Origin of the sequence: Algoriphagus namhaensis, assembly GCF_042649705.1 — a bacterium.
GTDB lineage: Bacteria > Bacteroidota > Bacteroidia > Cytophagales > Cyclobacteriaceae > Algoriphagus > Algoriphagus namhaensis.
In genome coordinates, this window is sequence record NZ_JBHRZS010000006.1 from 502,896 (window position 1) to 523,978 (window position 21,083).

Genomic DNA, 21,083 nt, shown 5'->3' on the forward strand with positions numbered 1-21,083 from the left:
AATAAAAAGTAAAATTTTTTTGGTCAGCTCACGTTATTAGGCTCAAAATCAATATCTAAAGCAGGGAATGGTTCTTGATCGTTGATTTCGAGATTTAGGATCTCCCCACAAAAAAGTGTATCTCAAAGAGATTTCATGGGCTCCTCCACTGTTTTTCAAGCCAAGCTTAGAGGCTGTTACATCATAAGAGTATCCAATATCTAAACCACTTTCTAAAGCCACCCCTACAAGACCTATAATTGCCTCGTTGTTTGGGAGTCCATTCTTTGTAGGAAGACCTCTATACCATAATCCCAAAACGAGAGGTTCGAGAAACAACTGCGCTCCAATATCCAGTTGACTAAATGGATCCTGTTGCTTGTAATTAAATGCAAAAGAAATCGACCGCTCAGAGTACATGTGGGTAAAATAATTTCTGGTACCTCCCACCAAATCAAACTTAATACCTCCTTGAAGTGAAAGTTTCATCGGAAGCTTACTGGTCTGATCGTCTACGAAAGAAATGTTGGGTTCGGTCACATGATGCGCAGAGGCACCAAGCCAGATTTTTTCGGAATAGTACATTCCTCCAAAACTGTAATCCATGAAACTATAACGGGAATCAATCGGAATACCGTTAAGCTCATCCGTAATTCCGCCCACGGTACCATTTACTATATCAATCTGCGAACCAAAGACCAAATCAGAGAAAAAAGCATCCCGCTGCATATAACTCGCTTGAGCACCCAGTCTGAAATAACTATCCTCACCTAATCTCAATCGATACGCATACGAAAGGCCAATTTCATTGGTAGAAAGATTCGCCATACTTTCCTGACTTCCATTAAAAATGAGTCCAATCCCAGAATTATAATCAAAAATATAGTGATCGATGTAAGCTGAGTAGGAATTGAAGTTTTGATCGAGTCCTGGCCATTGGTTTCGGTAATTAACCCCAATACGAGTGAGCTCACTTGCACCCGTAAGAGCTGGATTTAAATAAATTGGCGCTGCATAAAACTGAGAGTATTGCACATCTTGGGCTTTGGCGAAGCCCAAAATCGAAATACTAAACAGAAAAGTTATGAATAGCCTTTTTATCATCTAATCAATACAAATACTCCTGATTTCTCTACGCGCTCTCCTGAGCGAGTCATAAATATTGCTCGGTAAACATAGTTGCCATTCATAGCTGGCTTCCCATTCAGTGAACCATCCCATCCCAAATCCTCTAGGGTAGTAGCTTCATAAATCAGCTCTCCCCAAGTGTTGAAGACGTAAAACTCCATAGAAGCTACCCCGCGGAATTGTGGCTTAAAATATTGATTTTTGACACCATTAGGAGTAAATGCATTGGGGACCATGATCATATAATCATCAAACACCTCTACCACTCGCTGGTATTCAGCCACACATCCAAACTCATCTATTGTCGTCAACGTCACCGTATAAGTTCCTTTTCTATCATATTCATGGGTTGGGTTCTGAGCTGAGCTACTTCCTCCATCCCCAAAATCCCAATTCCATATAATGACCTTCCCTTGGGAGATATCTTCAAATAGGACAGGCTCAAGAATCTGTATTTCTCCATTCACAATAATATTGCCACCTCCTAAATCAATTTCATAATTAAACTCAGGAATGAGCTGTGCATCGGAAATAATCACTTGAATCCGCTGCACCGGAGACCAACATCCTGCGTCTTTCAAGCTACTTTGAACACGATAATCACCGGTCTGGTCCACATCTTGGATTTCATCTAATCTGAGAATCGTTCCAGCAGGACTTTCAATGAGGTAGTCATAAACATTTGGATTATACCCCTCAATAAACTCGGTCAAATCAACTGTGCCCGCAGGGTCACATACAATTGATGGGTTGGAAACTCTTAAATTTGGAATCCCTGCAACAGTGATTCTAGCTGGGACCAGTGGCGGTGGACATACACCTGCTCCACCAACCCCGACGTAATATGTATAAGGAGAGGCGTCATCTAAAAGTCCATCTACAGTAAGACTTCCATCTGTCCCCACCTGATAGGTAACGCCATTCTGGGCACCATTTGGAACAGGCTGAGTACCCGCCGCATCAAAATACCAAGTGAAGGTCGGTGTGATACCCGTCTGACTAGTACTTGCGGTAATGGTCGCAGTCTCACCCTCACAGATCTCATCATCAGTCGTCGTCAACGGAGTCAACTCCTCCACCAAAACTACCGGACTAGCAACTTGGAAAATACAGCCTCCACTATCTCTGATTTCAAAAGAATAATCTCCTGGGCCTAGATCTATGAGTTCTATAGTTCCATTACTTGGTTGAACCGTTGTGAAGCTTTGTCCATTCCTGAAAACAAGAACGTCAAATCCGCCATATCCTCCGGATACATCGAAAGAAATCGAGCCGCTATCGGTGTTACAAACTGGGTTGGAGGAATTTATTGAAGTGACATTGATTGGTGCCCCTGGCCCATCTACCACAATTCCATCTACAAATGATGCACAACCACCACTACTCACCCAAGCGGAATAAGTACCGGGTATGACATCAAATACATTACTTGACTGGAAATTCACCCCATCTAACGAATATTCATAGGTACCACTTCCCCCTGCTCCCGTTAAAGTGATTCTTCCTTGCTCTCCGAAGCATTGTTCGTCTTCTGCTACGAAGGTTAAGGTCGGTTCATCAAAAACACCTATGGAAGGATTTGCCACAAATCCTGGACAAACATCCGTACCAACAGCGATTACATAATAACTTACTGGAGAATCATTTGCGTCAAGGCCATCTATGGTCAGCACTCCATTATTAGCAATAGTTATGATGTGGCCATTTACATCCGGGCTTGGACTTGAAACAAGTGGGTTAACAAGTCCCGCATCGTAATACCACTCATATGCCACTCCACTAGCAGCAGGGTTTACTTGTGGAGTTAAAACGGCGCTTTCACCCTCACATATTTCTATGTCATCGACTAATACCTGAGATGGCCCATATACTAAGGTGACTGTATCCGAATCAATAGAACAACCCTCAGCATCAATTACCTCTAGGTAATAATCTCCTGGCGCCAAATTTTCGACACGGATACTATTTGTAGTGCTTACAAAAGATTGGACTTGAGATCCATCTCGGTACACATTGATTTGATAAGGTGCCCAGCCTCCAGTTACCGTGGTAGTAATAACGCCTATATCCGCACCACAACCTGGATCGATAGATTGTAAAGGATTTATAGCCAGTGCTTGAGCAGGCCCATCTACCATCACTTCAAAAGTATCCAAACATCCTGTTGTGCTATTGGTCACCTCTATTTGATAAGTGCCTGGGGCAAAATCAAATGCTGCTAAAGAAGATTCATCAAAAGTATTTACCCCAACGACCTCATACAGATAATCAGAGTTACCTCCACTCTGAACACGGATTTTTCCATCAGCTGCTCCAAAGCAAATCTCAGGGTCCGTTTCAAATACTACCGAAGGTATAGGATTCACTCTGACCTCTACTGGAATTAATGACTGGTCGCAGGTATTTGGCCCTGTTACTCCCAAATAATATGTATATGCTGTACCAGAAGTTGGCAAGCCACTTATACTTATTTCTCCAGTTGAGCTAACTGAATATGAAACACCGGAAAGGTTTGGGTCTGAGTCACCATCCGAAATGGAATTATTTCCTTGAGCATCCAGATACCAAGTAAACTGTGGAATAGAAATTGGAACTCCCAATTCTATAATTTCTGGAGTCAAGATCGCTACTTCACCCTCACAGATTTCAGCGCCTTGCACAGTAAACTCAGGAGATACCTGATTGATTAGAGAATAATCAGTGGTTACTTGACAACCATTTGCGTCCGTAGCAGTAAGCGTGTAATCACCACCAGTAAGCCCAGTAATTGTAAACCCATTTCCGGAGGAAACTACGGTTACTCCTGTCACTACAGTCCCATTCTCCTCCAAAGTGTAAGAATAAGGCGTGGTCCCCCCTTCTATTTCCCAATAAATGGATCCATTATTTGGTTCGCAAATTGGAGATTCGAACTGAGTATTTGAAATAGCCAAAACATCTGGCTCGGTAATCGTAAAGGATTGAGAAGCTTCGCAATTAGTGTTCGTGTTCACAATTTGCATCTCATAGGTTCCTGCGGCCAGCGACAAAAACTCACCGGAAGTATTGGTTTCACCTGTTTCTAAAATTGTGAATGAATAGTTTGTGCTACCATATTCTCCCAAACTGCTAGGATCCAAAACAATAGTACCATTCGACTCGCCGAAGCAAAGTGCGTCGGTTACTTCAAATACCGGAGTGGGTAAAGGATTAACTTGAGCTATTCCCTCAACAATTTGATCTCCACAAACGACATTTAAGTAGTAAGTATAAGGAGTCACTGACCCAGGAAGACCAGAAATGGTCAATTCACCTGATCCGGAAATCGAGTAACTAATTGCAGGATCAGCAGGATCTACACCCGCCTGAATTGGCATAGTCAGTGCAGCATCTTTATACCAGAAAATATCCGTTGGTGAGCTACCGGAAACAGTATTGACAGGAGTCAGTACGACATCATTTCCTTCGCAAGTTTCAAATTGTGTCACCTCAAAATTTGGTAGTGGCTGCTCTTCCACTAGGAAGTCAAAAACAGCCTCGCAGCCTTCCGAATCAGTAATAATTGCGAAATAGGTATCTGGGAGCAAATTCAAAGCTCCAGTCAAATCTCCGGTAACGATTGTTCCGGTACTAGACCCTCGACGCCACTCAATCGAATATCCACCCCAGCCTCCGGTTATAGTGAGGTTTTCTATGCTTCCATTCGCTTCAGAGCAAGAACTTCTTAATACATCTGCTGTTGCGGCAATTGCGGCTGAAGGCCCCTCGATGGTTTGGACAAACGAGAAGCTACAACCATTTCCACTTCTTACATCTATCGTATAGTCACCTGGCGCCAATCCAGTAAATTGATTACTGCTGACAAAAGCTCCTCCATCTAGACTATATTCATAATTTCCATCAGCTCCAGTAGCATTAATGGTTAAAGTACCATCCGCGGCTTGGAAGCAGATTTCGTTTGTTGTGGTAGCGCTTGCATCCAAAGCATCAAAAACTGTTACAGTCCCTTCAAAAGGAGGGTTTGGGCAATATCCCGGACCTTCGGCAACCAAATAATACGTGAAATTACCTGAGGGTAAGCCTTCCAAAGTAAGCTCCAAAGTAGTCGGATCAATCGTGTAAATGATCCCATCTGAATCTGGAGTGGGACTAGAAACTATAGCATCTGTGGCCGCAGCGTCTTTGTGCCAAGTCAAATTAGGATTTCCGGTTGTGCTGATTATAGGGGTTAGGCTTGTAATTTGGCCCTCGCAAATTTCACTGGTCATTGGGTCGACTGTAATAGCAATGCCAGCATCATCAATCAAGGTTTCAGTAATCGATATTACACAAGAATTGGCATCCGTTATTCGGATTTCGTAATCTCCAGGAGCCAAATCTTGGATGGTGATTGGAGCCGTTGCATCTGTATCGCTGAAGGCAGGAGTAGAACTACCATCCACAAACATTTCCAAGGTATAAATTGGTGTGCCACCTCCGAAATCTATTTCTAATAGACCGTTGTCCACACCGCAGGCAGGTTGGATCACTTGAATGAATGATAAAGTCAATTCACTCGGCTCATTTACATCTACATTATCCAAAGTAGAAATACATCCTGTCACCGTATTGCGAATCGTAAAATTATATGTACCCGCAGTCAAGCCTCCAAAACTAGCTGAGGATTGATACGTCGCTCCACCGTCTATGCTGTACTCATATTCGGCGGCCGCCACTGCATCCACTGGAACCAAGGTGATCTGGCCATCATTTCCAGAAAAACAAGAAACATCAATCAAGTCTGCTCGATCTATCGCTGGACTAGGGCGAATGGCAACTTCTGAGACTATGGGATCATTCGAACATAGATTATCTCCAGAAATATACAGACTGAATTCATAAGGATTCACTCGCTCTGGTAAGCCAGTCACAGTGAGTTGACCAGTTGAGGAATCAATGAGATACGTGACTCCATTTGTGGTGCCATTCGAAATTGCATTTCCATTCTCATCTTCCCATGCATAACTCAAATTGGCAGCATTTCCCAATTCGACGACTTGAGGAATAAGTTCAGCCGATTCCCCCGGACAAACTAAATCATCGTTGACGTCAAAAGCAGGAATCGGAATCGCGGCAAATGGAATATCCGCAATAGATACTAAACAACTATTTTGATCTCGAATGTCAATGGTATATGTGGCGGCCGGCGGAACATCGCTCACAGTATAAGTATTTCCTGAAGTCGTAAAATTGAAACTTGATAGAGGTTGACCATTTAGCTGAATAGAATAAGCGGGAGTTCCTCCAAGAACTTCAAAGACAATTTCCCCATTATCCAATCCACAAGAGGGAACGGTTGAACTAATGAAATTTGTACTCAAAGCAGAACTTGGTCCATCGATAGTTTCTGTGATGGTTCCAACGCAATTTGTACCAGCTGATACATCTATCGTGTAGGTACCTGGCAGCAAGCCAGCAAACACGTTTCCACTTTGAAACGGCCCTCCATCCAAACTGTACTCATATGTTCCAAACCCACCAGAAGCATTGACGGTAATTGAGCCGGTTGACTCCCTACAAAGATCATCCACCACAGTAGCAGATAATCCTAATGGCGGGACAATCAGAGCTTGCACTTCTTTGAGATTTCCAGGCGGAGTAGCACATAGGTTCTGTGAAGGATCAGCAGCGACTTCTACATAATATTGGAAGGGCGCTGCATTTTGTGGTAAACCGGTAATGGTCAAAACCCCATTACCATCTACAGAATAACTCACTGCTCCTTCTACTAGCCCATTGGTAATCGGTTGAGTTTTACCATTATCCTTATACCAAAGGAAAGTCGCGGAAATTCCATAAATCGGATCAATTCTGGGCACAAAGGAAACGGTTGATCCTTCGCATACCTGCTGGTCATCTACGTCGACAATGACTGGAGTCCCTCTCTCATCTGTAACATCAAAAGAGAATGAGTCTTCGCAGATATTATTGGTAACAGGATTGGAAATGATTAAGGTATACTGTCCGAGATTCACTCCCGAAACACCCACAGTCGCCTGAATGTAAGCTCCAACAGTAGTTTCACTTACCGTGTAATTGCTAGCTGGTAAAACGTTACCAAATTGATCTTCCCATCTGAATACATAGCCGGGAACCAAGTCATTCAAAACGACATCTGTAATAGAACCGTCATTTTGTCCATTACATGTAGGGCCTATAATTGCACCAGAACTATCGATCGAAGGGAAAGGGTTCACTGTTACAGTTACAGTACGTGGCATTGAAGTCAACCCATAATTATCAATAACTGTGTAAAAAATAGTGTGAGTCCCTCTAAAACTTGGATCTGGCGTAAAAAGAATCTCCGCTTCATCCCTTTCCTGATTGAAATTTTGGTCGTTCAATTCCCCTAAAATGGATTCAAAGGTTCCTACTCCTGCCACGGTGATGGTTTGGTTGTTTGGATCGCATTTATCGGCACACACTCCTGAAAGAGCACAATTACCTACGGCAGCATCCCCGGCTGGATTGGGTGAATTATCCGGAGGCCCTGGATTAGTCTCGTAGAGTTGAAGACATCGTATAAATTGGTTTGCAGCTGGAAGGCTTACGGAAAAATCAAAAGTTAAATCCTCAGCAAAACAGACAGTCTCATCCAAATCTGGTGGGGCTGGGGCCAAGATCGGATCAATACTTGACACCTCTACGGTTACGTTCCGAATTTCATGAATACTTCTCTTAGCCGCTCCGGTGGCCGCAGCAAAGCCTACCTTTAAGTTTTGAGGTGAAGTGTAAGGGTAATTCACATTGTTAAAAATAGGGACTACTTGCTGGCCTGTGGGAGTGGTCACCAAGACTTCCATATTGATGGTGTAGGTCCCCGAACCGGTCGGTCTCAAGTCAATAAAGACCTTTCTATACCCATCCACACTACAATCGATAACCCGATTTGGCGCACCAATGGTAAAGCGTTGGGAAGCGGGTAGAAAAAATGATGAGTTTAATACATCAAATGGATATGGATCTGATGGATCATTGAAAACAATTTTGCCATCAATAAACGGATAACTCAAATAAGTTGGTGGATCTGGAAAACTAGCGGGAAAACCAGCTCCAGCTCCAGTCATTCCATTGTCCCGGGTGACATCTGCTGCTACCACAGGCCCTCTAATGGCTATTGAGTTTGGATATCTAGGAAAAAAAGCCGGAGACAATCCAGATCCATAAGAGAAAGGAGCTTCAAAACCACCCAGTTTCCCCTCATATTGATTCCCCCAATTTCCTCTTTCATCCAAACCTATACCCATATAGGCCCCTTTCAATCCATAACCACCTGCAAAACTTCCCCCACTGTATCGAAGAGGGGAATACCCCAAAGAGCCTCCCAAGCCACCAATCTCAAACTCATTGGGATTAGAAGGGGGAGTATTGTCATTAGGCCCAATAGTTCCGTCGAATAAAAAGAAACTAAATCCATCTCCGGGTCCTTCTAAAGGGTCCGCAGGGTCATAGGCGAAATACTCAAAGGAGGTCTTTATACCGTAGGCCGAAGAAAATGGCAAATCCACAAATACATAACCCGTTTGGTCAGGATCATTGTTGGTCAGCCTCAGAACTCCACTACCAGCCCCATCAATTGTTCCTGAGGTAAGAAGTGCCGAACCACCGAATTCTGTATTAATTCGGGTGGTACTACCTGTAAAAGGCTCGCAATAGGGAAAGCCGTCCCTAGGTATTACCACTTGAGCATGGGAAGACATCGTAGCTATGCCCAAAAGCAAAAAAACGAATAAAAATAGATGTCTGCCTGTATACTTTCTAACCATGACCAAGGTCACTAATTCCCCCAAAACAAAGGTACAAAAAACCAACTGCCTTGAGGCGTTTAAATGTGGAATGATAGGTTCTGAAACTACTAGGGCTTAGGATCGGGCAATCGATCAATTCGGGTTCCAAAACGAATGACTGAAATGAATCAGGCGTTCTGCCTCCAATGATCAATAACTATACCAAAAGGAACCTCGAATAGACCTAAAAATCAAGAACCACTTGATTTCTAAGCAAATCTTCAAAAACCTCTCGCTTACGGACCAAGGCTGCCTCACCATTCCAAATCAAAACTTCTGCAGGTTTAACTCTTGAATTATAGTTTGAAGCCATGCTAAATGAATACGCCCCCGCGTTCTTTATTGCCAAAATATCTCCTGAATTAACCTCAGGAAGCATACGATCTGCCGCCAAAGTATCCGTTTCACAGATGTACCCTACGATATTATACTTTTTTAAGGCGGAGGAAGGTCGAGCGCTGATGTTTTCCACCTGATGATACGCATCATATAGCATAGGACGTATCAAATGATTTAGTCCGGAGTTTACTCCTACAAAAGTAATTTCCGGCGTCTCTTTGACAACATTCGCTTCCACCAGAAGATAGCCTGCCTCACTAACCAGATACTTACCCGGCTCCAGCCAGAGCTCCAATTGCCTCCCATATTTCTCACAGAAAGCGTTGAACGCTTCCGAAACTTCTTCGCCAACTTTGAAAATATCCGTTTGCACGTCATCTGGCTTATAAGCAACCTTAAATCCACCTCCAAAATCCAAAAATTTCAGATTTGGGAAATTCATCGCCATATCAAAAAGCACCTGTGCTCCACGAAGGAAAACTGCAGCATCCAAGATATCCGACCCAGTATGAACATGAAGTCCATTGACCTGAATGGAAAATTCATTGACCACTTCCATTATTTCCTCCTGCTGGTGAATCGAAATCCCAAACTTACTATGGATATGTCCTACCGAAATTTTAGAATTCCCTCCGGCCATGATGTGTGGATTGATTCGAATGGCCACGGGAATTTTATCTCCATAGGTTTTACCAAATTCTCGAAGCATCACCAAATTGTCCAAATTGATCATGGCTCCAAGTTCGACTGCCTCTTGAATTTCTGAAAACCCTACACAATTTGGAGTGTACATGATTTCATTTGCTGGGTAGCCCGCCATCATACAAAGCTTCACCTCCTCTATGGAAACTGCGTCGACCCCCACTCCTTGGCTTCGCATAAGTTTGAGGATGGATACATTTGTCAAGGCCTTAGTCGCATACTTGATCTTTAAAGGAGCTTTAGCAAAGCCCTTTTTCAGATTTTGAATCTGAGTAGAGATTTTTTCGCCGTCATAAACATAAAGCGGCGTTCCATATTCTTGGGCAATCTCGGTCAACTCTAAGCCTTGTACCTTCATGGTAAGTAGATCAAATAGGTTTTTTAATAGCTTGCAAAGATAGAGATTAATGTTTTTTAAGGATAAGGAAAAGCCCCTCATTTTGGACTAAAAATGACGATTTTCACCCATTTTGACCTTAGTCTCCCGATGAAAAGGAATTTGTTGAGGGTTAAATATTGTTAAGCAAATAAGTCGGCTATTCAAAGCCTATAAATTTGTAACATGTCCAAGGCAAACATTACCCTTATTGTCGTACTGATGACCCTCGCTAGTTTTGGCTTGATGGGCTTCCAGTACTATTGGGTGAAAAATGCGATTAGTATCAATCAAGAACGTTTTGATCAAAACGTGTACACGGCATTGAGCAGAACCATAGAAACCTTAGAAAAAGGCGAAGCAAGTGGAATGATTCTCAACACCTTGATGGAAGATACTGCGCTTCAGGACTCCCTTTTCGAACCTATCGATCCCATTGAGTTAAGTTTCAGACAGCGTCAAGTAATCTCTAACCGTGCTTCGGTAATGGATTCCCTCGAGCTTAGCCTTGCTCCGCAAGTGAGCCCTACTTTTAGAAGACTTTTGCAGTCTCGGGGAGTAGACCTGAGAGTATTGGACGAGCTTCAGGACTTTTTTACCTACATGACTCCTGAAGTAGCTTCTGGAATTTTTACTCCAGATGAAATGGCCATCCTTCTACAGGAAAAAGAAAAGCAACTGAACTACCTTTCTGATTTGGAAAAGCGTGCAAGAGAAAACCCACAAGCTCTTCCAAGCCAGCCCGAATTGATTTCGGAAATCAATATTTCTTCTGATGCCTTTGATAAAATCCGAAAGGCAAATATGAAAATCAATTTCCTCAATGTCGCATACGAAGAGATGACCGCTGGGCAAAAAAATATCATGGAGCGAATCGACCCTGAGGAAGTAGCCCAGGTTTTTTACAAAGAACTAAGCGAGCGTGGAATTCAGGAGGAATTTGAACTTGGAGTGATCAATAACGAAGGAAAAGTCTTTGCGCTTAGTACGGTCACCGATACTGCTAGTCTTATCAATAATGGAGTACAGGCAAAACTCTTCCCAAGCGATATTATCGGCAGAGACAATTTTCTATCCGTTTATTTCCCAGAAAAGGACTACCACGTACTTCAGCAAGTATGGCTTCCTATTGGTTCTTCTGTACTTTTTATCGGAGTCATCATTTTCTGTTTTGTTTATGCCATACGCGTGATTTTGCATCAAAAAGCACTCTCACAGATCAAAAATGATTTCATCAATAACATGACTCATGAGTTCAAAACTCCTCTTGCGACAGTTAGCTTAGCGGTGGAGGCCTTACAGGACCCAGAATTATCGAGCAAAAGTAAATTTCGAGATCGATATCTAGGGGTCATCAAAGATGAAAACAAGCGATTGGTAGCTCAAGTCGAGAATGTTCTTCAAGCAGCTGCTTTGGACAAAAAAGACTTTAAGCTAAAAATCGAGGTGGTAAACATTCCAGATCTTATTGAGGAAAGTTTGCAGCATGTGAGCTTACAGATTGAGCAGAAACATGGGACATCCGTTTTTCACAACAAGTTAAGTGAACCCTGGATAGAAGCAGACCTTTATCATCTTACTCATATTTTCAATAATATGCTGGATAATGCTATCAAGTATTCACCAGAAAAACTGGATATTCAGATTACCGCAAAGGACGATGGCAATATCATTACGCTAATCTTCTCAGACCAAGGAATCGGTATGAGTAAGGATGCCCAACGGAAAATTTTCGATAAATTCTATCGCGTACATACTGGTAATGTCCACGATGTCAAAGGTTTTGGATTGGGCCTTTCATATGTAAAAACCATGGTTGAAGCCCATCACGGAACCATTTCAGTACAAAGTGACGTAGGTAAAGGAAGTACTTTCACCATTAACTTACCCAAAAAACAATGAGCAAAGCAAGGCTATTAGTCGTAGAAGATGACCCAAACCTCGGAGACATCCTTGAGGAATATCTTGAAATGAAAGGGTATGAACCCACCCTTTGCCGTGATGGTGAAGAAGGCTGGAACAAGTTTAAAAAGGACAAGTATGATCTCTGCTTGATGGATGTGATGATGCCCAAAAAAGATGGGTTCACATTAGCCAAAGAGATCAAAAAAGTACAAGAGGATCTTCCAATTCTCTTCCTCACTGCCAAAAATCAAAAGGACGATGTGATCGAAGGCCTTAAAATCGGCGCAGATGACTATATCACCAAGCCTTTCAGCATGGAGGAACTTCTCCTTCGGGTGAATGCAATCCTAAAACGGACCAAGAAGAGTGATGAAGTGGCTACACTGAAGAATTACTCATTTGGAGATTTCGTGTTGCATTACGATGAGCAGTATTTGGTAGGGCCAAAAGGAAAGCACAAACTCACATCAAAAGAGAATGAACTCCTTCGGATCCTAGCCGCTGAACTCAATAAGCTAGTCAATCGAAGTCATGCCTTGAAGCAAATTTGGGGAGATGATTCCTACTTCAACGCACGAAGTATGGACGTATATCTTAGTAAAATTCGGAAGCTCCTGAAGGACGATCCAAAAGTCCAAATCATCACCGTACATGGTGAGGGTTTCAAACTGATCGTCACAGAAGATTAAGTAAAAAAGACAGCCAAGGCTGTCTTTTTTTAACTTCAGCCTTATTTCAGCCTTGCGCCAATTCCGTTCCCTTCAGGAAAAAGTATTTCCTTCGGGCTGATTTTCACGCCCTCGGCCGGATCATGCGACAAAAGCATCGCTCCATCCATATCCACATAATCCAAAAGTGGAGCAATATGGGCAATCGCAGTAATGCCAACAGAGGATTCTGTCATACAGCCCACCATAGTTTTCATCCCAAGACTTTTTGCCTCACGGATCATTCGCAGTGCAGGAGTAATCCCACCCGCTTTGACCAGCTTGACATTAATCGCATGGAAAAGTCCATGGCATTTTTTCACGTCACTTTCTACGATACAACTTTCGTCAGCCATTACGGGTAAAGCGCTTTCTACAAAGACCTTTTTCATTCCTTCCAAATCGTCCTTTGCCAGAGGCTGCTCCATAAATTCTACGCCGAATTTCTTGAGTTCGAAAGAATACCGAATGGCCTGCTCGGCAGTCCAGGCACAATTGGCATCAATTCGAAAGACTGAATCCGTGTGCTTTCTCAACTCTCGTATAATTTGCAAATCGTCCGCCGTACCCAATTTTATTTTATAAATCGGCCAATCCACCTCCTTCATCTTGGCAACCATTTTTTCAACACTATCGATGCCAATAGTGAAGTTGGTTAGCGGGATATCCTTTGGATCAAGCTTCAGATATTCGTAGAGTTTTTGGCCTTTTTGCTTCGCAAAGAGATCCCAAGCAGCCATATCCAGAGCACATTGAGCAAAGGGGGTTTTTCGAAAATGATCTTTACCAAGACTCCAAAGCTCTTCTGGAGTCTCCCATTCTCCCGATTCCACAACAGGCCGAAAGCTCTCCAAAACTGCCGTCATATTGTCTATGGTCATGCCATAAAATGGATTGGTAGTGGATTCGCCTAAACCGTAAAAACTGGCATCTTCGAGTTTTACAATTAGAGTGTCCTGTATATCGCGACTTTGATGTGCGATGGTGAAGGTATGCTTCAACGGTAGGTCTTTGACAAAAAAAGAAAGCTTTAAGGGCATTTTGAGAGGTATTTGGTCAACAAATAAACTGATTTTTGATTTAACTTCTCTAGCTTTATGGCTTCAGTCGCCAAAACAAAAATTTTCATGAAAGTTACATTGAAAAATTCAAATAGCCTGTTTTTGCTGTTTTTGTTTTTATCCTTTGGGTGTAAACCAGCAACCGAAAACACCTTTGAACCCCTCTCTGTGGATCAGCTGGCCCAAGCTCAGGAAACCTTTAAAGAACCTGGAATAAAAAACCGCAGATTTAAGCATGCTGATTTGCAACCCCTGATCGAAAAACATAAAGATGCCTTTGAAGTAAATGTGCTCGGGGAATCGGTGGAAGGAAGAACAATCAGTAGCCTTGACTGGGGAAGCGGTCAAACCAAAGTGATGCTTTGGTCTCAAATGCATGGCAATGAAAGTACAGCTACCATGTCTCTTTTTGACCTGTTCAACTTCCTAAAGGCTAGTGGCGATGAATACGATGATTTGCGCGAATTACTAAAGACCTCGCTTTCGATCAAATTCATCCCCCTCATCAATCCTGATGGTGCGGAGCAGTTCAAGCGCAGAAACGCACTTGACATTGATCTAAATCGTGACGCTATCTCTCAGATTTCGCCAGAAGCCGTAATTCTAAAAAATGCAAGAGACACTTTCGAACCGGAATTTGGATTCAATCTTCACGACCAACAGATTTACTACAATGTCGGAAACACGCCCAAACAGGCAACCATTTCCGTTTTGGCGCCTGCCTATAATGAAGCCAGAGAAATCAATGAGGTGAGAAGAAGAGCTATGCAAACCATCGTGGGCATGAATGAAGTTCTACAGCAAGTAATCCCTGGACAAGTAGGGCAATATGACGATTCTTTCGAGCCGAGAGCATTCGGAGATAATATACAGAAATGGGGAACCAGCACCATTTTGATCGAGTCAGGAGGTTATCTAGGTGATCCGGACAAGCAATACATCCGACAGCTCAATTTTATGATCATCCTGAACGCACTGCACCAAATCGCAACCCAAGGCTACACAAACTACACTGAGGAGCAATATTTCGCGATACCTGATAATAGCATTCAACTTGTAGATTTAATCATACATGAGCTTCAGGTTCCAGTCGGCGATAAATATTACCCTGTTGACCTAGCCATTCGAAGAAGAGATTCTTCGGCAGGAGAATCCTACTACGAGCGTGGAACGGTAGACGATTTAGGAGATATGCAGGTTTACTTTGGGATGGAAGAAGTTGACGCAACTGGTCATAAACTGAAAATTGGCGAAATCTTCCCTCAGGAATTTGAAAATGTAAGTGCCATCAATGAAGCCGAAGCTTTAGAGCTGTTAAAGCAAGGCTATTTGGCGGTGAAAGTCAAAAGTTTTGAAGCAGGTGAATTGCATCAGCTTCCTATTTTAGTTCTAGGTGAAAAAGACGACTTCGATTCAGGATGGCAGACGGGCTCCAACCCCAACTTTTTTTTGGAGAAAGATGGTAGAAATGCCTTTGCCGTGGTCAATGGCTATTTGATTAACCTCAATGAACCTACTGAACAGACATTTATGCAGCGAGTGTATTAATGTTAAATAAAGTTTCCAAAGAAGAAAGACCCGTCTATTGGCGGGTTTTTTGTTTTCACTATTTTAGTCCAAACTGCAGAAAATATGAAAAACAATGCCTCTCCTTTTTTATTCGCTTTGGCGATCGTGGTTTCATCCATTATTCTGGGATATGCCGTAATCAACCGAAACCAACCTCAGGGCACCATCAATGTAACAGGACTCGGTGAAAGCAATTTCACATCAGACCTGATTGTCTGGGAGGGTAATTTTAGCAGGGAAAGTACCAATTTGCAAAACGCCTACTCTGATCTAGACCGAGATCGCAAAGCAGTAGAAGCCTATTTAAATTCAAAAGGAATTGATAGCAATCAAATTGTATTCAATGCAGTTTCTACCAATCAGCAGTATCGCCAGAATTATTCAGACGATGGAAGGTACTTGGGGCAAACCTTTACCGGCTACCAACTCAGCCAATCCCTAAAAATCGAATCCAAGGAGGTAGAGAAAGTGGAGAAAATATCTAGAGAAGTGACAGAGCTCCTGAATCAAGGAATTACATTTTATTCCCAAGCTCCACGATATTATTACACCGAATTGGAGTCGCTGAAACTTGAAATGATAGCCAAGGCTACTGAAGATGCACGAATCCGCGCGGAGCGAATCGCTGAAAACTCCAAAGGAAAGCTAGGCGACTTAATTTCTGCAAACATGGGTATTTTCCAAATTACTGGGCAAAACTCAGGGGAGGATTATTCTTGGGGTGGCACTTTCAACACTGCGGATAAAAACAAAACAGCATCCATCACGATGAAATTGGTTTTCGAAGCCGATTAATCATTCGAACAATTTGGCTTCCATAAGATTAAACCTTTGTGAAAACATTGCTCCTTCTTACTCTTATGCTTAGTCCTCTTGTTCTCGTAGACTTTTCAAATGATCCTGAAACATCCAGATGGTACATTGTGGACGATGGAGTAATGGGAGGCAGGTCCCAAGGTAATTTTTCTATTACAAAAAAAGGAGTGGCTGTCTTTGAGGGAACCGTGTCATTGGAAAACAACGGGGGATTCTCTTCGCTACGTTATCGACTTCCAAAAACTCAGGAAATCACTCAAAAATCTGCGAAACTCTATTTGAAAGGTGATGGGAAAAACTATCAATTTCGAATTAAACGATCCTCCCGAGATTACCATTCCTATATCTTTGATTTCCAAACAAGTGGAGAATGGGAAGAGGTAATAGTACCACTGGAAAAGATGTATCCAGCTTTCAGAGGAAGGAATCTCGCAATGGAAGACTACCCAGCGGATCAAATTGAGGAAATCACATTTCTGATTGGGAATAAAAAGCCAGAATCCTTTCGGCTTGAAATTTCCAAAATCGAATTATTCTAGGCAAATACTATCTTTGGGCATGCCCTCTGGAAAAAAGCCCACTCAAAATAAACTACACCCAAGAAACCTCCATAATTCTCGCTACGATCTGCAAGCGCTAGTGGAAGTTTTACCCGAGCTCAAGCCCTATATCTTCACGAACCAATACGAGACCGAGACCATTAATTTTTCGGATCCGAAAGCCGTCAAAGCACTAAACAAGGCATTACTAAAAAAACACTATTCCATCAATTTCTGGGACATCCCTGATGGATTTCTCTGCCCACCCATCCCTGGGCGTGCTGACTATTTGCATTACCTAGCTGACCTTCTATTTCCCAAAACACCTCACCTTCCGAAAAATTCAAAAATCAAAATTCTGGATATAGGAACCGGGGCAAACATCATCTATCCACTTCTAGGCCAAGCAATCTATGGATTGAAATTTGTAGCTACTGAGACGAATGCGTCTGCCCTAGCCAATGCGCAGGAAATCATTTCAAAAAACCCGAATCTTGAAAAATATATCGAAGTGCGAAAGCAGGACTTTGGTCACCAGATTTTTAAAGGAGTGGTAAAGGACAATGAGCGTTTTGAAGCAGTGATGTGTAATCCGCCTTTTCATAAATCGGCAGAAGAGGCTATGGAAGCAAGCTCACGCAAAGCCAAAAACCTCTACAATGATCCCAAAGCCAAATTGAACTTTGGTGGAGGCCCAGAGGAACTATGGTGTCCGGGTGGGGAATTTACATTCATCAAAAATATGGTGAAGGAAAGCTTGGTCTATCAAAATCAGATTCTTTGGTTTACTTCCATCGTATCCAAGTCAGAAAACATCATCCCTATTGAGCGGGTCATGCAGCGGAGCAAGGTAAATTATTTTAAATGGGTAGAAATGGCTCAGGGAAATAAGAAAAGTCGATTTATCGCCTGGACCTTTCAAAGTAAAAAGGATCAGAAGGAATGGATTACTCCTTAATCTAGAATAGACACAATTAAATTGTATCAAATATTTCTTATCCTATTTTTCGCGACTGAGCTGCTGAAAGACCTCGATATACTGTTCGGTCACATAATCCCAATCGTACTTCTTGGTCAGGCCATTTCGGGCCGAAGCACGCAATCGGGCTAATTCATCTTCACTTTTTTCTGACTTATCCACAACCTCAGTGACAGCACTAGCCATCTTTGCAAAATACCAACCATGCTTCCCGTTTTGTAACATTTCCTGATTGAAGGGAGTATCCAAGGCTAAAATCGCACAACCATACCCTAAAGCCTTCAACATGGCTGGGTTTGTTCCTCCATATTCATGTCCATGAAAATATGCGAAGCAATGTGAATACAAAGCTGCCAGTTCATTCGGATCATTCACATAGCCGGTAAAGATCAATCTAGGGTCCTTCAGGTTCTTCAATCGATTGGCCCATGGATCATCAAAAGGAACATCCCCAACGACCACTAGTTTTCGCGCAGTATTTGAAGCCAAAAAACCTTCGATGATTAAATCCGCATTATTGTCCGGAACCAGCCTCCCCACAATCAAAAAGTAGTCTCTCGATTTTAGACCCCAATGCTTAATCGGCTTCTCTGCGACATCTTCTTTGGGATTAGCTCCATAGGCGATCACCTTCGAGTCGGTCTGAAACTCGCGCAAATACACCCGACGCATTTCTTCCGAATCATTGATAACTTGATCATAAAGCCGGGTCGACATCTTTGAAGCCCAGTAGAAATATTTGCTTCCAAAGCCTTTCCACTTTGGCCTCAGCCACTCCAAACCATCTACATTGATGGCTGTGGGTTTCCCAAAAAGCTTGGAGAAAATCCCAAAAGGGCCATTACCACTATTGACAACGAAAATGACATCTACATCCGAAAAGCAAGCATGAAGCATGGAGCAAAATGTGTGAGTCAACTGGGTCAAACTCTTTTTCTCAATAGCAGGAGTATAAATACATTCGATACCATTTACATACCTTGGCCGATCGGAAAAAAGAGCCCTATGATTATACACTCTGACATGAATTCCTCGACTCACTAAACGTTCACCTAGCTCCTTAATCATAGTATCATAGCCACCGTAGACGTAAGGATACCCTTTAGCCCCCATGATAGCCACCTTTAGCTTTTTATCAGGTGTCTCCATAGATGGTCTATCGTTTCTTTCACAAAATTCTCTTCGCTGTATTCCCTCAAAACTCGTTCGCGTCCCGCTTTTCCAAAGGATTTTCTTAATTCTACGGACTTGATCAACTTACTAAGTGCATTCCGCGCTGCTGAGACATCTCCCATGGGAATAATAAATCCGGTAAGGCCTTCCTCTACCATTTCACTTGCTCCGCCTGATGCGGTCGCCACCACGGGCTTAGCTGCCGCCATAGCCTCCAAGATTACTGTCGGAAAAGAATCTGGTAAAATAGATGGAAGCACAAAAATATCCGTTGCATTCAAAATAGCTGGAATGTCCTCGCGGAAACCCAAATTGAAAATGGTATTTGATAATCCTTCATCTCGAATGATATTTTCAATGGATTCTTCTATTGATTCATAGCCTGGAAAAGGATCACCAACCATTAAAAACTTACAGTGTGGATAAGTCTTGTGAAGTTCCTTTGCAATGTCCACGAAAAATAGTTGCCCCTTGCCAGGATTTATTCTTCCAATCATCGTAATGACTAAGTTATCCACATCGATATTTAATTCTTCAATGGGCAAATAATCGTCCCTAAAGAACTCAGAATAAGGAATTGCATTGTGGATAACTCTAGGTTTGGCGATTTTCAACTTCGATTTCCAGTGTTTTTTAACAGCTTCAGATACTACCACAGGAGCGGGAGTACTTTTATCCAATAATCTTCGCAAAAAGCTGACTAATACCCGGGGACCTGGAAGTATTTCATGGATATGCCAGATATGGGGAATTCTTTTTTGGCTCGCCCAATAAGCCCCAACTACCACGGCTAGAGTATTGGAGTACACCAGTTCAAATTCATATTTCTTATCCAATTCATTCAAGAACTGATACGCCTTGCGATTCATCTGCCACCGGTTATGGAGACCAGATGGACTTAAATATTTTCTTCTGAGAATCCCCAAGTTTTGGATAAAAAAAGTAATCCCAGATTTCTCTAACTCATCGCTAATTGGACCTGGACCAGTAAGAATTACTATTGGATACAACCCTTCGGATTGGTAGATTCTAAGAACTTGCAAAATGATTTTACCAGAACCATAAAGCTCAGAAGAGCTTTGAAGAAAAAGTACATTTCTAGTTTTGGTCATTAGCTTGAAGATAAATACCCAAGATTCCTCCGCGGTTAAAAAGACAGGCACCTAACTCCAAAAGTAAGGCCAAAGGAGTCAAGCAAATAACCATAACTAACAAGAATGGATTTTTTTTCCCTTTCAGGGCAAGAATCAAATTCCCTTTATATCCACCAAGCGCAAGCAGTGCTTGCAGCATTCCAAGAAGACCGAGGTGGATGGAAAATTTACGGCTTGCTACTTTGTGAAAACCAATCTCTGCTAATCCATTCAGCAAGATGGGCTCAGTCCAGTGAGTCAAATGCTTTGGAATATCCCAATGCATCCAGTTTTTCCCGGCTATTCCAGCCTGCCATGAATTTTTCCTAGGAACCTCCAGATACACCATTCCATTCTCAGCCAAGTTTTCATTGAGGAGTTCTTTCAAAAGATGAAGCGGATCTGGCAAATGCTCCAAAACATGATTGAGCGAAATCAAATCAAAGGGTGCACCCATGACCTTGCCTTTATCATAAAATTCCGAAAGCACTTTTACCCCATACTTATCTCGGGCAAAATTAGCCCGATCAGCGGCCGTCTCTATTCCTAATCCGACCCAGGATCTTTGCTTTGCCACCCAAAGAAATTGCCCCTTTCCACTCCCAAAATCCAAAAGGCTGGGACTGGTCGATTTCAAGAGTTTCTCAGCTTTTTTCAAAACTCTCCTTGCCTCTCGGAATATAATTCGTTCAAATATTGACTTTCGATTATCTACGACCGCATACACCGCATCTTCATAAAGCGCGTCAGCATCCACTTCTTGGGAAAAAAAAGTCCAGGTAGTTTCACATAAAGTACAGGTGACAAGGCTATTCTCCTGAGGAGATCCGGAAGGTTTTTGGGAACAAACAGGACAAAGAATTTGCCTCATA

The 21,083-nt window shown here is 42.5% G+C and carries 13 protein-coding genes; 6 read left to right on the top strand and 7 right to left on the bottom strand.

The features are described 5' to 3' along the window. Window positions 1–48: 48 nt before the first annotated feature. The 3 genes from ACFOSV_RS05985 to lysA form a co-directional block, all read right to left on the bottom strand. Complete coding sequence (locus ACFOSV_RS05985) at window positions 49–1,083, bottom strand: PorP/SprF family type IX secretion system membrane protein (protein WP_377904395.1); 1,035 nt, start codon at window positions 1,081–1,083, stop codon at window positions 49–51. Then, window positions 1,080–8,891: a PKD domain-containing protein gene (locus tag ACFOSV_RS05990; RefSeq protein WP_377904397.1), complete on the bottom strand. Its 7,812-nt coding sequence runs from the start codon at window positions 8,889–8,891 to the stop codon at window positions 1,080–1,082. Before ACFOSV_RS05990 ends, ACFOSV_RS05985 begins: the two co-directional genes overlap by 4 nt. A gap of 205 nt (window positions 8,892–9,096) precedes the next feature. Continuing rightward, entirely contained in the window at window positions 9,097–10,311 is a 1,215-nt protein-coding gene (lysA, locus tag ACFOSV_RS05995) for a diaminopimelate decarboxylase (RefSeq protein ID WP_377904399.1), read from the bottom strand. Between the two features lie 204 nt (window positions 10,312–10,515). On the opposite strand from lysA, the gene ACFOSV_RS06000 reads away from it, so the two are divergent. Continuing rightward, the gene (locus ACFOSV_RS06000) at window positions 10,516–12,231 is read left to right on the top strand and encodes a sensor histidine kinase (RefSeq protein ID WP_377904401.1); all 1,716 of its coding nucleotides are present in this window, start codon (window positions 10,516–10,518) and stop codon (window positions 12,229–12,231) included. Beyond that, window positions 12,228–12,923, top strand: coding sequence for a response regulator transcription factor (locus ACFOSV_RS06005; protein ID WP_377904403.1), 696 nt, complete (start codon window positions 12,228–12,230; stop codon window positions 12,921–12,923). Before ACFOSV_RS06000 ends, ACFOSV_RS06005 begins: the two co-directional genes overlap by 4 nt. Window positions 12,924–12,964: 41 nt before the next feature. Here the strand turns inward: ACFOSV_RS06005 and ACFOSV_RS06010 are convergent, their stop codons facing one another. Further along, window positions 12,965–13,981, bottom strand: coding sequence for a dipeptide epimerase (locus ACFOSV_RS06010; protein WP_377904405.1), 1,017 nt, complete (start codon window positions 13,979–13,981; stop codon window positions 12,965–12,967). 87 nt (window positions 13,982–14,068) lie between these two features. Between ACFOSV_RS06010 and ACFOSV_RS06015 the strand changes: the two genes are divergently transcribed. From ACFOSV_RS06015 to rlmF, 4 genes are all read left to right on the top strand, one after another. After that, window positions 14,069–15,550 (top strand): M14 family zinc carboxypeptidase, encoded by a 1,482-nt coding sequence (locus ACFOSV_RS06015; RefSeq protein ID WP_377904407.1) that lies wholly within the window; start codon window positions 14,069–14,071, stop codon window positions 15,548–15,550. An 84-nt stretch (window positions 15,551–15,634) separates the two neighbouring features. Then, window positions 15,635–16,366 (top strand): SIMPL domain-containing protein, encoded by a 732-nt coding sequence (locus tag ACFOSV_RS06020; protein WP_377904409.1) that lies wholly within the window; start codon window positions 15,635–15,637, stop codon window positions 16,364–16,366. A gap of 38 nt (window positions 16,367–16,404) precedes the next feature. Next, on the top strand, window positions 16,405–16,926 hold the full coding sequence (locus ACFOSV_RS06025) for a CIA30 family protein (protein WP_377904411.1): 522 nt from the start codon (window positions 16,405–16,407) through the stop codon (window positions 16,924–16,926). Window positions 16,927–16,945: 19 nt separating this feature from the next. Further along, window positions 16,946–17,884, top strand: a complete 939-nt coding sequence (rlmF, locus tag ACFOSV_RS06030; RefSeq protein WP_377904413.1) for a 23S rRNA (adenine(1618)-N(6))-methyltransferase RlmF — start codon at window positions 16,946–16,948, stop codon at window positions 17,882–17,884. Window positions 17,885–17,926: 42 nt separating this feature from the next. On the opposite strand, the gene ACFOSV_RS06035 is transcribed toward rlmF, so the two are convergent. The 3 genes from ACFOSV_RS06035 to ACFOSV_RS06045 are packed head-to-tail and all read right to left on the bottom strand — an operon-like array spanning window position 17,927 to window position 21,082. Continuing rightward, window positions 17,927–19,054 (bottom strand): glycosyltransferase, encoded by a 1,128-nt coding sequence (locus ACFOSV_RS06035; protein ID WP_377904415.1) that lies wholly within the window; start codon window positions 19,052–19,054, stop codon window positions 17,927–17,929. Next, entirely contained in the window at window positions 19,030–20,190 is a 1,161-nt protein-coding gene (locus ACFOSV_RS06040) for a glycosyltransferase family 4 protein (RefSeq protein ID WP_377904417.1), read from the bottom strand. The genes ACFOSV_RS06035 and ACFOSV_RS06040 overlap by 25 nt, the downstream gene beginning before the upstream one ends. After that, on the bottom strand, window positions 20,177–21,082 hold the full coding sequence (locus ACFOSV_RS06045; RefSeq protein ID WP_377904419.1) for a class I SAM-dependent methyltransferase: 906 nt from the start codon (window positions 21,080–21,082) through the stop codon (window positions 20,177–20,179). Before ACFOSV_RS06045 ends, ACFOSV_RS06040 begins: the two co-directional genes overlap by 14 nt. Window position 21,083: the final 1 nt, after the last annotated feature.

What these genes read in the sequence shown, in the direction of transcription:
- lysA (WP_377904399.1), bottom strand. Translation starts at nt 10,311, where the DNA reads ATGAAGGTACAAGGCTTAGAGTTGACCGAGATTGCCCAAGAATATGGA.
- ACFOSV_RS06020 (WP_377904409.1), top strand. Translation starts at nt 15,635, where the DNA reads ATGAAAAACAATGCCTCTCCTTTTTTATTCGCTTTGGCGATCGTGGTT.
- ACFOSV_RS06045 (WP_377904419.1), bottom strand. Translation starts at nt 21,082, where the DNA reads ATGAGGCAAATTCTTTGTCCTGTTTGTTCCCAAAAACCTTCCGGATCT.
- ACFOSV_RS06015 (WP_377904407.1), top strand. Translation starts at nt 14,069, where the DNA reads ATGAAAGTTACATTGAAAAATTCAAATAGCCTGTTTTTGCTGTTTTTG.
- ACFOSV_RS05985 (WP_377904395.1), bottom strand. Translation starts at nt 1,083, where the DNA reads ATGATAAAAAGGCTATTCATAACTTTTCTGTTTAGTATTTCGATTTTG.
- ACFOSV_RS05990 (WP_377904397.1), bottom strand. Translation starts at nt 8,891, where the DNA reads ATGGTTAGAAAGTATACAGGCAGACATCTATTTTTATTCGTTTTTTTG.
- ACFOSV_RS06005 (WP_377904403.1), top strand. Translation starts at nt 12,228, where the DNA reads ATGAGCAAAGCAAGGCTATTAGTCGTAGAAGATGACCCAAACCTCGGA.
- ACFOSV_RS06040 (WP_377904417.1), bottom strand. Translation starts at nt 20,190, where the DNA reads ATGACCAAAACTAGAAATGTACTTTTTCTTCAAAGCTCTTCTGAGCTT.
- ACFOSV_RS06010 (WP_377904405.1), bottom strand. Translation starts at nt 13,981, where the DNA reads ATGCCCTTAAAGCTTTCTTTTTTTGTCAAAGACCTACCGTTGAAGCAT.
- rlmF (WP_377904413.1), top strand. Translation starts at nt 16,946, where the DNA reads ATGCCCTCTGGAAAAAAGCCCACTCAAAATAAACTACACCCAAGAAAC.
- ACFOSV_RS06000 (WP_377904401.1), top strand. Translation starts at nt 10,516, where the DNA reads ATGTCCAAGGCAAACATTACCCTTATTGTCGTACTGATGACCCTCGCT.
- ACFOSV_RS06035 (WP_377904415.1), bottom strand. Translation starts at nt 19,054, where the DNA reads ATGGAGACACCTGATAAAAAGCTAAAGGTGGCTATCATGGGGGCTAAA.